Source organism: Streptomyces mirabilis (assembly GCF_018310535.1).
Classification (GTDB): Bacteria; Actinomycetota; Actinomycetes; order Streptomycetales; family Streptomycetaceae; genus Streptomyces.
Genome location: NZ_CP074102.1, coordinates 7228187 through 7241963, shown reverse-complemented (window position 1 = coordinate 7241963; position 13777 = coordinate 7228187). Strand labels below are relative to the sequence as shown.

13 protein-coding genes are annotated in these 13777 nt (G+C 70.1%); 2 read left to right on the top strand and 11 right to left on the bottom strand.

Translation table 11 applies throughout. The features are described 5' to 3' along the window. From SMIR_RS31965 to SMIR_RS31945, 5 genes are read right to left on the bottom strand one after another with little or no spacing between them, the layout of a single operon-like run. Positions 1-1206 carry an acetylornithine transaminase gene (locus SMIR_RS31965; protein ID WP_168490095.1) on the bottom strand — a complete coding sequence of 402 codons (1206 nt, stop codon included), beginning with the start codon at positions 1204-1206 and terminating at the stop codon, positions 1-3. Further along, complete coding sequence (gene argB, locus SMIR_RS31960) at positions 1203-2123, bottom strand: acetylglutamate kinase (RefSeq protein WP_067365714.1); 921 nt, start codon at positions 2121-2123, stop codon at positions 1203-1205. Before argB ends, SMIR_RS31965 begins: the two co-directional genes overlap by 4 nt. Further along, a complete protein-coding gene (gene argJ / locus SMIR_RS31955; protein ID WP_168490096.1) occupies positions 2120-3271 on the bottom strand; it encodes a bifunctional glutamate N-acetyltransferase/amino-acid acetyltransferase ArgJ in 1152 nt (383 codons plus the stop codon). Before argJ ends, argB begins: the two co-directional genes overlap by 4 nt. Continuing rightward, positions 3268-4296, bottom strand: a complete 1029-nt coding sequence (gene argC / locus SMIR_RS31950) for an N-acetyl-gamma-glutamyl-phosphate reductase (protein WP_168490097.1) — start codon at positions 4294-4296, stop codon at positions 3268-3270. The genes argJ and argC overlap by 4 nt, the downstream gene beginning before the upstream one ends. A gap of 45 nt (positions 4297-4341) precedes the next feature. Continuing rightward, complete coding sequence (locus SMIR_RS31945) at positions 4342-4611, bottom strand: hypothetical protein (protein ID WP_212727690.1); 270 nt, start codon at positions 4609-4611, stop codon at positions 4342-4344. 152 nt (positions 4612-4763) lie between these two features. On the opposite strand from SMIR_RS31945, the gene SMIR_RS31940 reads away from it, so the two are divergent. Continuing rightward, positions 4764-5177: an SRPBCC family protein gene (locus SMIR_RS31940; protein WP_212727689.1), complete on the top strand. Its 414-nt coding sequence runs from the start codon at positions 4764-4766 to the stop codon at positions 5175-5177. 384 nt (positions 5178-5561) lie between these two features. On the opposite strand, the gene SMIR_RS31935 is transcribed toward SMIR_RS31940, so the two are convergent. The 6 genes from SMIR_RS31935 to SMIR_RS31910 all read right to left on the bottom strand — a co-directional run bounded on the left by SMIR_RS31935 (position 5562) and on the right by SMIR_RS31910 (position 12699). After that, the gene (locus SMIR_RS31935; protein WP_168490100.1) at positions 5562-5804 is read right to left on the bottom strand and encodes a hypothetical protein; all 243 of its coding nucleotides are present in this window, start codon (positions 5802-5804) and stop codon (positions 5562-5564) included. 394 nt (positions 5805-6198) lie between these two features. Continuing rightward, positions 6199-6816: a malonic semialdehyde reductase gene (locus tag SMIR_RS31930; RefSeq protein ID WP_248002860.1), complete on the bottom strand. Its 618-nt coding sequence runs from the start codon at positions 6814-6816 to the stop codon at positions 6199-6201. A 148-nt stretch (positions 6817-6964) separates the two neighbouring features. After that, positions 6965-8983 (bottom strand): acetoacetate--CoA ligase, encoded by a 2019-nt coding sequence (locus SMIR_RS31925; protein WP_168490102.1) that lies wholly within the window; start codon positions 8981-8983, stop codon positions 6965-6967. A 16-nt stretch (positions 8984-8999) separates the two neighbouring features. Further along, positions 9000-10622 (bottom strand): bifunctional 3-(3-hydroxy-phenyl)propionate/3-hydroxycinnamic acid hydroxylase MhpA, encoded by a 1623-nt coding sequence (locus SMIR_RS31920; RefSeq protein WP_168490103.1) that lies wholly within the window; start codon positions 10620-10622, stop codon positions 9000-9002. Then, complete coding sequence (locus SMIR_RS31915) at positions 10619-11557, bottom strand: fumarylacetoacetate hydrolase family protein (protein ID WP_168490104.1); 939 nt, start codon at positions 11555-11557, stop codon at positions 10619-10621. Before SMIR_RS31915 ends, SMIR_RS31920 begins: the two co-directional genes overlap by 4 nt. Continuing rightward, positions 11554-12699, bottom strand: coding sequence for a VOC family protein (locus SMIR_RS31910; protein WP_212727688.1), 1146 nt, complete (start codon positions 12697-12699; stop codon positions 11554-11556). Before SMIR_RS31910 ends, SMIR_RS31915 begins: the two co-directional genes overlap by 4 nt. A gap of 137 nt (positions 12700-12836) precedes the next feature. Here SMIR_RS31910 and SMIR_RS31905 point away from each other — a divergent pair, with 137 nt between their 5' ends. Next, a complete protein-coding gene (locus SMIR_RS31905) occupies positions 12837-13472 on the top strand; it encodes a TetR/AcrR family transcriptional regulator (protein WP_168490105.1) in 636 nt (211 codons plus the stop codon). Positions 13473-13777 lie beyond the last annotated feature (305 nt).

Below are 13777 nucleotides of genomic sequence, written 5' to 3'. Positions count from 1 at the left end.
TCATTCTTTGGCTCGTCCGTCCCCGTTGGCTACAGCGTCGAGGACACCGGGAAGGGCCTGGAGGAACGCGTCCACCTCGTCGTCGCTCAGGTTCAGCGGGGGCATCAGCCGTACGACATCGGGGGCGGGCGCGTTGACCAGGAGACCGGCGTCCTGAGCCGCCTGCTGCACCTGGGGCGCGAGCGGCTCGGTGAGCACGATACCCAGGAGCAGGCCCGCACCTCGGACATGGTCGATCAACGAGTTACCGAGTGACTCGATTCCGCCCCGCAGTTTCTCGCTCGCGGCCTTCACGTTCTCGAGGAGCCCCTCGGACGCGATCGTGTCGAGGACGGCGAGTCCGGCGGCACAGACGACCGGGTTGCCGCCGAAGGTCGAACCGTGGTGGCCGGGCTTCAGCAGCTCGGCGGCCCGGCCGAAGGCGACGGTCGCGCCGAGCGGCAGTCCGCCGCCGAGGCCCTTCGCGAGGGTGACGACGTCCGGCAGGACACCTTCGTGGTCCTGGTAGGCGAACCAGGGCCCGGTGCGGCCGATGCCGGTCTGCACCTCGTCGAGGACGAGGAGGCTGCCGGTGGCGGCGGTGATCGCGCGAGCGGCCTTGAGGTAGCCGGGCGGGGGTACGACCACGCCGTTCTCGCCCTGGATCGGCTCGATGATCACAAGGGCGGTGTCCTCGGTGACCGCCGCGGCCAGCGCCTGCGCGTCACCGTAGGGGACGTGCGTCACGTCACCGGGCAGCGGCAGGAACGGCTCCTGCTTGCCGGGCTGGCCGGTGAGCGCGAGCGCGCCCATCGTGCGGCCGTGGAAGCCGCCGTGGGTCGCCACCATGTGGCTCCGGCCGGTCAGCCGGCCGATCTTGAACGCGCCCTCGTTGGCCTCGGCACCCGAGTTGCAGAAGTACACCCGTCCCTCGCGGCCGAAGAGCTGGAGCAGCCTTTCGGCGAGCGCGACCGGCGGCTCGGCGACGAAGAGGTTGGAGACATGGCCCAGGGAGGCGATCTGCCGGCTCACGGCCTCGACGATCGCCGGGTGGGCGTGGCCGAGCGCGTTGACCGCGATACCGCCGACGAAGTCGAGGTACTCCTTGCCGTCGGCGTCCCACAGTCGGGTGCCCTCGCCGCGGACGAGCGGCAGCCGCGGGGTGCCGTAGTTGTCCATGAGCGCGCCCTGCCACCGCTGGGTGAGCTCCGCGTTGGTCCCGGTCATTCGGCGTCCCCCTGTTCATCGGGCCGTGCGTCCGGCACGACCATCGTGCCGATCCCCTCGTCGGTGAAGATCTCCAGCAGGATCGAGTGCTGGACCCGGCCGTCGATGACGCGGGCGGTGGTGACGCCGTTGCGCACGGCGTGCAGACAGCCCTCCATCTTCGGCACCATGCCGCTGGCCAGTTCGGGCAGCAGCTTTTCCAGTTCGGAGGCGGTCAGACGGCTGATCACCTCGTCGCTGTCGGGCCAGTCCTCGTAGAGGCCCTCGACGTCCGTGAGGACCATGAGGGTTTCGGCGCCCAGTGCCGCAGCGAGAGCCGCAGCCGCCGTATCAGCATTGACGTTGTAGACATGTCCGTCGTCCTGGCTCCGGGCGATCGAGGAGACGACCGGGATCCGGCCGTCGGCGAGCAGTGCCTCGATCGCGCCCGTGTCGATCGCGGTGATCTCGCCCACCCGCCCGATGTCGACCAACTCCCCGTCGATCTCGGGCTGGTGCTTGGTGGCGGTGATGGTGTGCGCGTCCTCGCCGGTCATGCCGACGGCGAGCGGCCCGTGCTGGTTGAGCAGTCCGACCAGCTCGCGCTGCACCTGACCGGCCAGGACCATGCGTACGACGTCCATGGCGTCCTCGGTGGTGACGCGCAGGCCCGCCTTGAACTCGCTGACGATGCCGTGCCGGTCGAGGGCGGCGCTGATCTGCGGGCCGCCGCCGTGCACGACGACGGGCTTGAGTCCTGCCTGCCGCAGGAACACCACGTCCTGGGCGAAGGCGGCCTTCAGCTCCTCGTTCACCATGGCGTTTCCGCCGAACTTGATGACGACCGTCTTGCCGTTGTGGCGGGTCAGCCACGGGAGTGCCTCGATGAGGATCCGGGCCTTGGGCAGTGCGGTGTGTTTCCGCGTCACATTGCTCATGACGAGTAGGCGCTGTTCTCGTGGACGTAGTCCGCGGTGAGGTCGTTGGTCCAGATCGTGGCGGTCTGGGAGCCCGCGGCGAGGTCGGCGACGATGTGGACCTCGCGGTAGCGCATGTCGACGAGCTCGCGGTCCTCGCCGACGCCGCCGTTCTTGCAGACCCAGACGCCGTTGATGGCGACGTTGAGCTGGTCGGGCTCGAAGGCGGCGCCGGTCGTGCCGATCGCGGACAGCACCCGCCCCCAGTTGGGGTCCTCGCCGTGGATCGCGCACTTGAGGAGGTTGTTGCGGGCGATGGAGCGGCCCACCTCGACGGCGTCTTCCTCGCTCGCGGCGTTCACGACCTCGATCTTGATGTCCTTGCTGGCGCCCTCGGCATCCCGGATGAGCTGCTGACCGAGGTCGTCACAGACCTTCCGTACGGCCTCGGCGAACTCCGCGTACTCGGGGGTGACCGCGGAGGCGCCGGACGCGAGCAGCAGCACGGTGTCGTTGGTCGACATGCAGCCGTCGGAGTCGACGCGGTCGAAGGTGGTGCGGGTGGCGGCGCGCAGCGCCCTGTCGAGGGTCTCGGAGTCGAGGTCCGCGTCCGTCGTCAGCACGACGAGCATGGTGGCGAGGCCGGGGGCGAGCATGCCCGCACCCTTGGCCATGCCGCCGACGGTCCAGCCGTCGCCCGTGTGCACCGAGGTCTTGTGCACGGTGTCGGTGGTCTTGATGGCGATGGCGGCCTTCTCGCCACCGTGCGCCGAGAGCTGGGCGGCGGCCGACTCGACCCCCGGCAGCAGCTTGTCCATCGGCAGGAGTACGCCGATGAGCCCGGTCGACGCCACGGCGACGTCGCCGGCGTTGACGTCGAGGACCTCGGCGACCTTCTCGGCGGTCGCGTGCGTGTCCTGGAAACCCTTGGGGCCCGTACAGGCGTTGGCACCGCCGGAGTTGAGGATCACGGCGGAGACCTGACCGCTCTTGAGGACCTGCTCGGACCAGAGGACCGGCGCGGCCTTGACGCGGTTGGAGGTGAAGACGCCCGCGGCGGCGAGGCGGGGCCCGTTGTTGACCACGAGGGCCAGGTCGGGGTTGCCGTTCTCCTTGATCCCGGCGGCGATGCCCGCAGCCTGGAATCCCTGTGCTGCCGTGACACTCACGGTGCGACTCCGATCGTGGAAAGACCCGTTTCCTCGGGAAGCCCGAGGGCGATGTTCATGCTCTGCACGGCCCCGCCGGCCGTGCCCTTGGCCAGGTTGTCGATGGCGCTGATCGCGATGATGCGGTGCGTCGCTTCGTCGTACGCGACCTGGACCTGAACGGCGTTGGAACCGTAGACGGACGCGGTGGCGGGCCACTGCCCCTCGGGCAGCAGGTGGACGAAGGGCTCGTCGGCGAACGCCTTCTCGTACGCGGCGCGCAGGGACTCACCGGTGACCCCTGCACGCGCCTTCGCGCTGCACGTGGCGAGGATGCCCCGGGGCATCGGCGCGAGGGTGGGCGTGAAGGAGACGGTGACCGGCTCCCCCGCCGCCGCGCCGAGGTTCTGGATCATCTCGGGGGTGTGGCGGTGGACGCCGCCGACTCCGTACGGGGACATGGAGCCCATGACCTCGCTGCCGAGCAGATGGGGCTTGGCGGCCTTGCCGGCGCCGGAGGTCCCGGACGCGGCGACGATCACGGCCTCGGGCTCGGCGAGTGCGGCCGCGTACGCCGGGAAGAGGGCGAGGGAGACGGCCGTGGGGTAGCAGCCGGGCACCGCGATGCGCTTGGACCCCTCCAGCGCGGCGCGGGCGCCCGGCAGTTCGGGAAGGCCGTAGGGCCAGGTGCCGGCGTGCGCGGAGCCGTAGAACTTCTCCCAGTCCGCCGGGTCCTTGAGCCGGAAGTCGGCGCCCATGTCGACGACGAGGACGTCCGGGCCGAGCTGCTCGGCGACGGCGGCGGACTGCCCGTGGGGCAGCGCGAGGAAGACGACGTCGTGGCCGGCGAGGACGTCCGGGGTGGTCTCCTGGAGGACTCGGTCGGCCAGCGGCAGCAGGTGCGGCTGCAGTGCGCCGAGGCGCTGGCCCGCGTTGGCGTTGCCCGTCAGGGCACCGATCTCGACCTCGGGGTGCGCCAGGAGCAGACGCAGGGCTTCGCCGCCCGCGTACCCACTCGCTCCCGCCACTGCTGCGCGTACCACCATGGAACCCTCCTCCTAGATGGCATGACTATACGTTTCGCTGCACGTTTATGCAATATGTTGTCGCGCGAGCGATGTCGGGTTGGGCCGGAAAGCGCCTCGTCTCATGCAGATCGTTTCCCACCGCCATGTGAGCCGCTCGTACGAGCTCGTTACCGAAACCTTCTCCATCGCCATCCCGGCCACGTCCATGACCGGCTCCGACCGCAGCAGGCAGGCTGCCGACACGTTCGCCCTGGCGGAGTGGCCGATCAGTGCTTGCAGGGCCTGCTGGTGCAGCACTTCGGGCTTGTCGAACGCTGCCGGAGCGAATTCCACCCGTAAGGCTGCCTCCATGGCCGCAACCGAGCCACTCGCCAGCCTCCGGTTTCTGCGTTCGGTGCACCGGGCTGCGGTGGTCTCCGCGCGAACCGGGCGACCGATGCTCTGTTCCGTTTCGTCACAGAGCGCTCGGGGGACCTGTTCGAACTATGGGTGACTACAGTGACAGCATCACCGTGCACGTGCCCTCGGACCGGCTCTTTGCCTACCTGTCCGATGTGCAGCATCTGCATTCCTACATGCCGCGGCTCAGGGCCGCGCGCCCTCACTACGGCGACAAGGTCACCGTCACCGCCCACGTCGAACCCGTTGATGCGCCGGAACAGGACGTGACCAGTGAGGCGTGGCTGGCAGTGGTCGAGGACGGCAAGAGCCTGGAGTGGGGTGTGCCAGGGCCGCACGACTATCACGGGCAGCTGCACGTGGGCCCTGGTGAGACCGCCGATACCTGCCGCCTCACCGTGGAGCTGCATACCGAGCACACGGAAGCCGAGCAGATCCATCACGGCCTCGACGTGGCATTGCGCGGCATTAAGCAGGCGGTGGAAGACGCAGAACGCTGACACCGCTTCAGCACGGGGACAATCCGCGGCGTCGGCGTCGGCGGCTCGAGAGCGTGCTCTTTTGTCGGGGCAGCGGAGTGCCGCATACCTGGGGACCGGCTGACACCGGCAACATCTCGCGCGGTCGCCGGGGTGTCCGGCCGGTCGGCAGGAGCAGACAAAGCCACCGCTGACCGCCGGGGGGGGCATCACAGGGATGCAGGCAACCTCGGTTGCCTGGCAAGAGCCGTGTTCGTGTCAGCGGCCACTGCCCTGCCGGTCGTGGTTGTAGTGGCTCCCGCCGTCGCGGTCCCCACCGCGATCGCCCCACGAGGAGCTGGTGCCGTGGTCCCGGCGGTGGCCGTCACCACGGTCCCGGCGGTAGTCGCGGTCGCGGTCCGAGCGCTATGCGTGGTCGCTGTCCCGGCAGTAGTCGTGATCGCGGCCCGACCGGCGGTCGTCGCTCCGGTCCCAGTTGTGCTCATCGCCGCCGCCCGAGCGGTGGTTGTCGGCCGCGACACCGACAGCCGGGTGCTGGACATGCTCGGACACCGCAGCCGACGCGGTACCCCCGACACCGACTACGGCTCCGCCCGCCACCACCACGGAGGTGATAGCGATACACATGTGCTTTGTCTGGTTACTCACGGGTTTTCTCTTTCGGGCCAGAGCGATCCGCCAGCGCAGCAACGGGTGCTCCTGTCACTGGTGCAGTTCGTGGGGCGCTGTTGGCCGCTCGGTGCGGGCTCGGTCGGCTCTGCATTGCGTCACCGAGCGCGAGAACTCCCCCTCCAGGCGCTCACTCTCCGCATGACACACGGCACCTCATGATCACCCGGGCTGAAGCCACTCGTTGATGGCCGCTATGAGGACGGTCGCTTCCAGAAAGTCCATCACAGCCACCCCGGGCAGGGGAGAAGAAATGAGCGCCGGTACTCAGGAGAGCACCGGCGCCCACGGCATGGCACCTCTCACTTCCACGCCGACCACTCTCGGGCTGATCGGACTTCGGATCCCGCGCAACCAGGCGGCTGCAGTGCCGTCAGGCCCAGGCGAGGGCGTGCTCGACGGGCACGCGGGGCAGCCGCGGGAACCACGGGTCGGCACCGGGGTGACCGATGTTGACCACCAGATGCGAGCGCCAGCTGGTACCGGCGAAGAACTCCTCGTCCACGCCGGCCTTGTCGAAGCCCGCCATGGGACCGGCCCCGAACCCCGCCGCGCGGACCGCGAGCAGGAAGACCCCGGTCTGGAGTGCCGAGTTGTAGGCCGCGATGCTCTCGCGCGCGTCGATCTGGTCGGCGAACGCCGCTCGCAGCAAGTCCCCGCGGGCCGGGAAGACGGTCGGCATCTGCTCGTGGAAGTCGAGGTCGTACGCCAGGACCGCCACGGCCGGCGCACTGAGCGTCTTGGCCCTGTTGCCCTCGTCGAGATGCCGGACGAGTCGCTCCTTGCCCTCGCGGGTCCGCACGAAGAGCACGCGCAGAGGCTGGCCGTTGGCGGCGCTCGGCGACCAGCGGGCGAGTTCCCAGATCATGGCCAGTTCGTCGTCGGCAACGGCCACCTCGGCGAAGGTGTTCGCGGTGCGGGCCTCGGTGAACAGCACCTTTCGTCCGACGTCGTCGAGGACATCGAGGGCCTGCGGTTCGCGGTCGGTCATGCTCATCATTTCTCTCTTACTTCGGTTGTGTGTGGTGCCGGGGCGGGTTGACCGCCCCGGCACCACCCCCTGGGGACGGGGTTTGCGGAGCCGGGCAGGGCACAAGGACCCGGTGCTGTCACGTGCGCCTGTGGTCCCCTGGCCGACGTCAGGTGTCGTGTGCTGACCGCTTGTTCCGCTCCGCGCCCAGGCGGGCGAAGTAGGCGATCAGCTCGGGATTGTCGACCGCCTCGGGGTTCAGGACTTGCTCGGCAGGGGCACCCTGGAGCAGGCGCTTGACGGGAACCTCGAGCTTCTTGCCGGTCTTCGTGTGCGGGAGGGCCCGTACGGCGAGGATCTCGTCGGGGACGTGGCGGGGTGAGGCCCCGGTGCGGATCGCGTCGCGGATCCGGACGCGCAGGGAGTCGTCCAGGGCGACCCCGTCGGCGAGGACCACGAAGAGCGGCATCCAGTAGCGGCCGTCGGGTTCCTCCGCACCGATGACGAGAGCCTCGGTGATCTCGGGGAGGCGTTCGACGACGTCGTGGATGTCGGCACTGCCCAGGCGCACGCCGTTGCGGTTGAGGGTGGCGTCGGAGCGGCCGTGGACGACCACCGAGCCGTGCGAGGTGAGTGTGATCCAGTCGCCGTGCCGCCACACACCGGGGTAGGCGCCGAAGTAGGCGTCGCGGTAGCGGCTGCCGTCGGGGTCGTTCCAGAAGTACAGCGGCATGGACGGCATGGGCCGGGTGACGACCAGTTCGCCGACCTGGTCGAGGACAGGGGTGCCCGTCGCGTCGTAGGCGGCCAGGGCCACGCCGAGGCTGGGGGCGGACAGCTCCCCCGCCCAGACGGGGGTCGTGGAGGCGCTGCCGGCGAAGCCGGAGACGATGTCCGTACCGCCGCTGGTGGAGGCCAACTGGACGCTGGCGCCCACGTGGTCGCGGACCCAGGGGTAGGCGGAGGCGGGCAGAGCGGAGCCGGTGCAGCCGACGACGCGGATGGCCGACAGGTCGTGCACGGCGGGTTCGATGCCCAGCTTGGCCATGGTCAGCAGGTACTGAGGACTGGTGCCGAAGACGGTGACTTTGTGACGGGCCGCCAGCTCCCACAGGACGTCCGGACGCGCCTGCGGAACCGGGCTGCCGTCGTAGGTGCAGGTGGTGGCACCGGTCAGCAGGGTGGAGACGACCAGGTTCCACATCATCCAGTGGGTGGTGGTGTACCACAGCAGGCGATCCCCGGTGCCCAGATCGGTGTGCAGGCCGAGGGTCTTGAGGTGTTCGAGCAGGACCCCGCCGTGCCCGTGGACGATGCCCTTGGGCAGTCCGGTGGTGCCGGAGGAGAAGACGACCCACAGGGGGTGGTCGAACGGCACCGGGGCGATGGTGAGGTACTCGACACGGCTGACCGCGTCCTCCCAGGGAACCGTCAGCCCCGAGTCCCCGCCCTCGGGCCACGCAAGGCCCACGTGGTCCACGAGCACCGTGGCCTTCACCGTCGGCAGGGCGGCGGCGAGTTCGAACGAGGCGGCGCGGCGGTCGTGGGTGGCGCCGTTGAAGAGGTAGCCGTCAGCGGTGATGAGCACCGTGGGTTCGAGCTGGGTGAAGCGGTCGGCGGCGGCCTTGGGTGCGTAGTCCTGGCCGCACACCGACCACACCGCGCCCAGGCTTGCGGTGGCGAGGAAGGCGATGACGGCGTGGGGGGTGTTGGGCAGATAGCCCACCACCCGGTCGCCCTGTCCGACGCCCAGGTCGCGCAGGCTGGCAGCGACGGAGGCGACCCGGGCGCGCAGCTCCCGGCCCGTGATCTCATAGCCGGCTCCGGTCTCGTCCAGGGCGGTGATCGCGGGAGCGTCCGGCTGCAGGTTGCGCAGTGCGTGATGCGTGTAGTTGAGCGTGGTGCCGGGGAACCAGCGGGCGCCGGGCATGGTCTCCTCGGCCAGCACCCGCTCGTACTCAGTCGTCGCGTCGATGTCGAAGTACTCCCACACCGCGGCCCAGAACCCTTCGAGGTCGGTGACGGACCACTGGTACAGGGCTCGGTAGTCCGTGGGGTCCTGGATCCCTTCGGCGCCCCGGTGCCGGGCCGCCCATCGGGCGAAGTCCGCGATGCGGCTGTGGGCGGCCGACTTCGGGTCGGGAGTGAAGAAGGGTTCCGTATACGGCTCGGGGTGCGGGGTGGTCATGGTGTGGAGCTCCTCGTCAGGCGGGCCGGGCGTCGGCGGTATGGCGGGCCGTGTGCAGCAGGGGGGCCCAGGCGACGGTGTCCGTGAAGTCGCCGGTGCCGGTCGGGACCGTGTCCATCACGACGCGGTCGGGGCGCAGCAGGACGGCGTCGGCACGGCCGCGTGCCAGCCAGCCGGCCAGGGTGCCGTCGTCGCCCAGATCGTCGACGTGGATCGTCGGGGCGCCGAGTGCCGTGGCCACGGCCGTCATCTGCGCAGTGGGTGGCACAGCGGTCAGGACGGCGAAGGAGTCCCCGAGGACGTCATCGAGGCGCACTCGCCTGCCGCCGTGCCGTACCCAGGGCTGCGGGCCGAAGGTGCCGGCCAGCACGCGGCCGGTCAGCCTGGGGCGGCGCCGTACGAGTGGACCGGCGGTCAGGGCGGGACTGAGGTCACGGCTCACCGCCGCGGTCACACCGGGGATGCGACAGGCCGTGCCCACGACGGCCCGGCGGAACGCCGCACCGCGGTCCTGTCCGCCGGTCATGGCCCAGCCGACGGCGACCGCCACGCGGATCACATGGCGGGCGTGCGGCTTGCGCTCGCGTTCGTAGGTGTCCAGCAGCCCCTCGTGTGCGCCCCGTTGGAGGACCTGGGCGAGCTTCCAGGTGAGGTTTCGGGCGTCGCGCAGGCCCGCGCACAGTCCCTGGCCGACGAAGGGCGGGGTGAGATGGGCGGCGTCGCCCAGCAGGAAGACACGCCCCTTGCGCCACCGGTCGGCGAGGCGGGCCCGGAAGGTGTACTGCGCCTGCCGCACCACCTCGAAGTCGTCGCCCTGCGAGGAGTCGGACGGCAGGTCCACCCAGGGGGCGACCAGCTCGCGCAGGCGCTCCCATCCGTCCGGGCCGTCCAGGTGCTGATCGTCGGCCAGCCTGAACTCCCAGCGGTAGCGGTCCTCACTGACGCGCATGAAGGTGGCCGGCTGGGTGGGGGAGCAGATCTGCTCGGCGCCTTCCCAGGTGCGCACCGGGCGGCTGGTGCGCACGTCGATGACCCGCCAGCTCTCCTCGAAGTGCAGGTCCTCCCACACGGCGCCGATGGCGTCACGGGTGAGACTGCCCGCACCGTCGCAGCCGAGGACGGCATCGGCCCACAGGTGCTCGTCCTCGTCGCAGCCGTCGCGACGAAGGGTGACCCGGACCGGACCCGTCGGATCGTTCGGTCCGTCGGTGTCCCGCACGCCGGACTGGGTCACGGACACGACCTCCACCCCGCTCCACAGCTCGCACTCCGGGCGGCGCGCCAGGGCGTCACGCAGCAGGCGTTCCAGATCGGGCTGGTCGAACATGCTGGTCTGCGGGAAGCCGTGGTGTCCGTGCATGGACCGCGGGAATTCGGCGATCACGCGGCGCCCGGCGTCCAGCAGCCGCAGTCCGGGCGCCGGGCGGGCGAGGGAAGCGAACTCCTCGTGGACACCGGCGCTCTGCAGGATCCGGCGGATCTCGTCGTCCACGACGACGGCGCGCGGCAGGGGGTAGACGTCCCGGTGACGTTCGAGGAGCAAGCTGCGCACTCCGTGCCGGGCGAGCAGCAGGGCGGCCGTGACCCCGACGGGTCCGGCACCGATGATCACCACCGGTCTACGGGCTGTGGCCTTCATGGTGCGTCCGTGATAGGGGTCCGCTGCTCGCCGAGGTCGATCCGTCCGTCCGGGGTGGCGATCGTGGCGGTGACGAGGTCACCGTTGCGCAGGTACTTGGGGTTCTTGGCCTGGCCCTTGAAGAACGCCTTCCACTTCAGTGCGGGCGGCAGCAGCGCAGCGATCTTCTCGGCCGGCTTGGGCGGGGCCTTCAGGGCCGTGCCGCCGGGAGTGCCGGTCAGCAGCAGGTCGCCCGGGGCGAGGGTCTGGAAGCGGGCGAGCAGGGTGAGCGCCTGTGCGGGCCGCACGATCATGTCGGCCAGCGTGCGGTCCTGGCGTGACACGCCGTTGACCGACAGCCGCAGCCGCAGGTTCAGCAGATGGGTGAAGTCCTCGGGCTCCAGCAGGGCCAGGTACGGACCCGTCGGTGTGAAGGTCGGATAGGACTTGCTCTCGTAGAACTGGGTCTTGGTCAGCTGGACATCGCGGGCGCTGACGTCGTTGGTCAGGACGAGGGCGGCGACGTAGCGCGGCAGGTCCTGCTCCTCGACGACGGTGCCCACGGGCAGGGTGGCGCCCATGACGAGGCCGAGTTCCACCTCGTAGTCGAGGAACTTCACGTGCGCGGGGCGGATGATCGTGTCGTGGGGGCCGCTGACCGAGCCGGACGCCTTGCGGAAGAAGGTGGGCGGGATGTCGCCGGTGAAGCCCGAATCCTTGGCGTGGCTGCGGTAGTTGACCATCTGGGCGACCACCCGGCACGGGGTGGTGACCGGAGGCAGCGCCACCAGGTCGGCGACGGGCGTGCCGCTCTCGGCGGAGGCGGCGGCTTCGGTGACCGCGTCGCGGTCGGCGAGCAGTTCGGCGGTGGTGGCGGCCTTGGTCTCGATGCGGACGGCGCGTTCGTCCCGGACGACCCACCAGCCGTCGGTGGTACGCAGAACGTTGGTACTCATGAGCTCATCGCTTTCATCAGGCCCAGCAGGCGTGCGGGGTCGAGTTCGTTGTCGCCACGCAGGGCCGTCATGACCTCGCGCAGCTTGGCGGGGGAAGGGCTGGCGCCCAGGAAGTCGCGGGTGACCGGCGGACCCCACTGGGCCAGGCCGCTCGCCGACATCGGTGCCCAGCCGGGCTCCAGGTCGCAGGAGAAGAGGTCGCCGTCGGCGAAGTGCTCCAGCATGAAGCGGTCGGGATCGCGCCAGTAGTCGAACAGCTGGCTGCCCTGGATGTGCCGGCCGATGCCCCAGCTGCGCTGGTAGCCGCGCTCGGCGAGGTACTCCCCACCGGCGGCGATCGTGTCGAGGTCGGTGACCTGGTAGGCGGAGTGGACGTAGCCGGTTCCGGGCCCCAGGTGCAGGGCCAGCGTGTGGTGATCGACGGCCACGCTCCCCTGGTCACACCGGATGAACGCCATCGTCGGCCCGCGCCCGCGCTGCCCGTCCAGGAACAGGAAGTCGGACACGATCATCCCGAGGGTGTCCAGGTACCAGTCCAGGGTGCGGGCGAACACCCGTGTTTCCAGAACCACATGGCCCAGCCGCTGGATACGGGACGGCTCACGGGGCGGGCGCTGGGTGGCGTTCGTACGACGGTGATCTGTACCGAAGTTGAGGATCAGCGGCTCCTGCTCGGCCAGCGCGGGCAGCTGCTCGGCGCAGTGCACGACCCGGACCGGCAGGCCCGAGGGATCGAGCAGGGCGACCGACTGCCCACCGCCCGGTACGCCGATGTCCCGGACGGTACTGCCGGTGGCGCGGGCCAGCCGGTCCAGGTCGGCCCGCTCGGCCGCGCGGAACGCCGGCCCGATGAACCGGGACGCACGCCCCCGCCGGATGACCATGCAGGGTGAGCCCGCGAAGGTGCCGCGCAGCCACAACTCCCCCTCGGTGCGGGCGGCGATCGCGAACCCGAAGTCACGCGCGAAGACCTCGGCCCGGTCCAGGTCCGGCTTCTCGAACTCGAGCCAGGCCAGATCCGCCACCTTGATCACGGGATTCCGGGAACGTCCTGGGTGCTCTCCGCGCAGGGCGCCCTGCTCACTGTGGAGGTCTTGGTGGGGCGTCCGGGGATCGGCGCTGTTAACGGGGGTGTGGGACATGGTGTCCTCCAAGCAACACTGCTGTAATGAGGAAATCATCAACTTTGCCGTAACCCATCGTCAATAGGGTGGACCCAAATAATTGATAACCTCATCAGTAATGGCAGACTCATCGCGACGGTTGTTACACTCGCCGTATGCCGACGTCAGCCCCGCCCAAGAACCGCTTCGAGCGGCGCCGCGCCGAGACCCGCCAGGCGCTCGTCCGCGCGGCCCGGCAGATCCTCGCGGAGACCGGGGACACCAGCGCCAGCATCCAGGCCATCGCCGAGCGCGCGGACGTCGGTTTCGGCTCCTTCTACAACCACTTCGAGTCCAAGACGGAGCTGTTCGACGCCGCGGTGACGGACGCCCTGGAGGAGTTCGGTCAGGCCATCGACGAGCGTGTCGAAGGAATCGAGGACCCGGCCGAACTCGTCGCGGCCGGCTTCCGGCTCACCGCCCGGATGGCCGACTCGCATCCGGAACTCATGCGGATCCTGCGTGATCGCGGTCTGGCCCACATTCACGCCCAGAGCGGCCTGTCCCCACGAGCGCTCCGCGACCTGGAGATCGGCATCGCCACGGGCCGCTTCACCTGCACCAACCCGACCACCGCCCTGTCCGCCCTCGGCGGGACTCTGCTGTCCCTCGTGGCGCTGAGGCTGGCCCGCCCCGACCTCGACGGCGACGAGGCCGCCTCGGACCTGGCCGAGATGGTCCTGCGCATGCTGGGGGTCCCCGCCGACGACGCCCGCGAGGTCACCCGGCGCACCCTGCCCGACCTCGCCTGACTCCCCCCGCCCGAGGCGACCTCTGGACGGCTCGTCAGGGCGAGGCTGCGGTGGACCGGGTCGCCGATCTCGTTTGCCGGCCGGCGCATTGCGCAGACGGCGTCGGCGAGCGTGATGTGGTCGGTGATGGAGGGGCGAGGTCGAGGCAGCCGGCTGCGGTCCGCTGCACGAGTTCGATGACGGACTCGGGGGCGCCGCCGTAGCGGCCGCACACCCGCTTGCGCGGGCAGTTGAGGATCAGGCTCCAGGGTGATACTGAAGATGCTCTCCGGGAACTGCTTGGACAGTTCGCCGAAGTGCGCGAC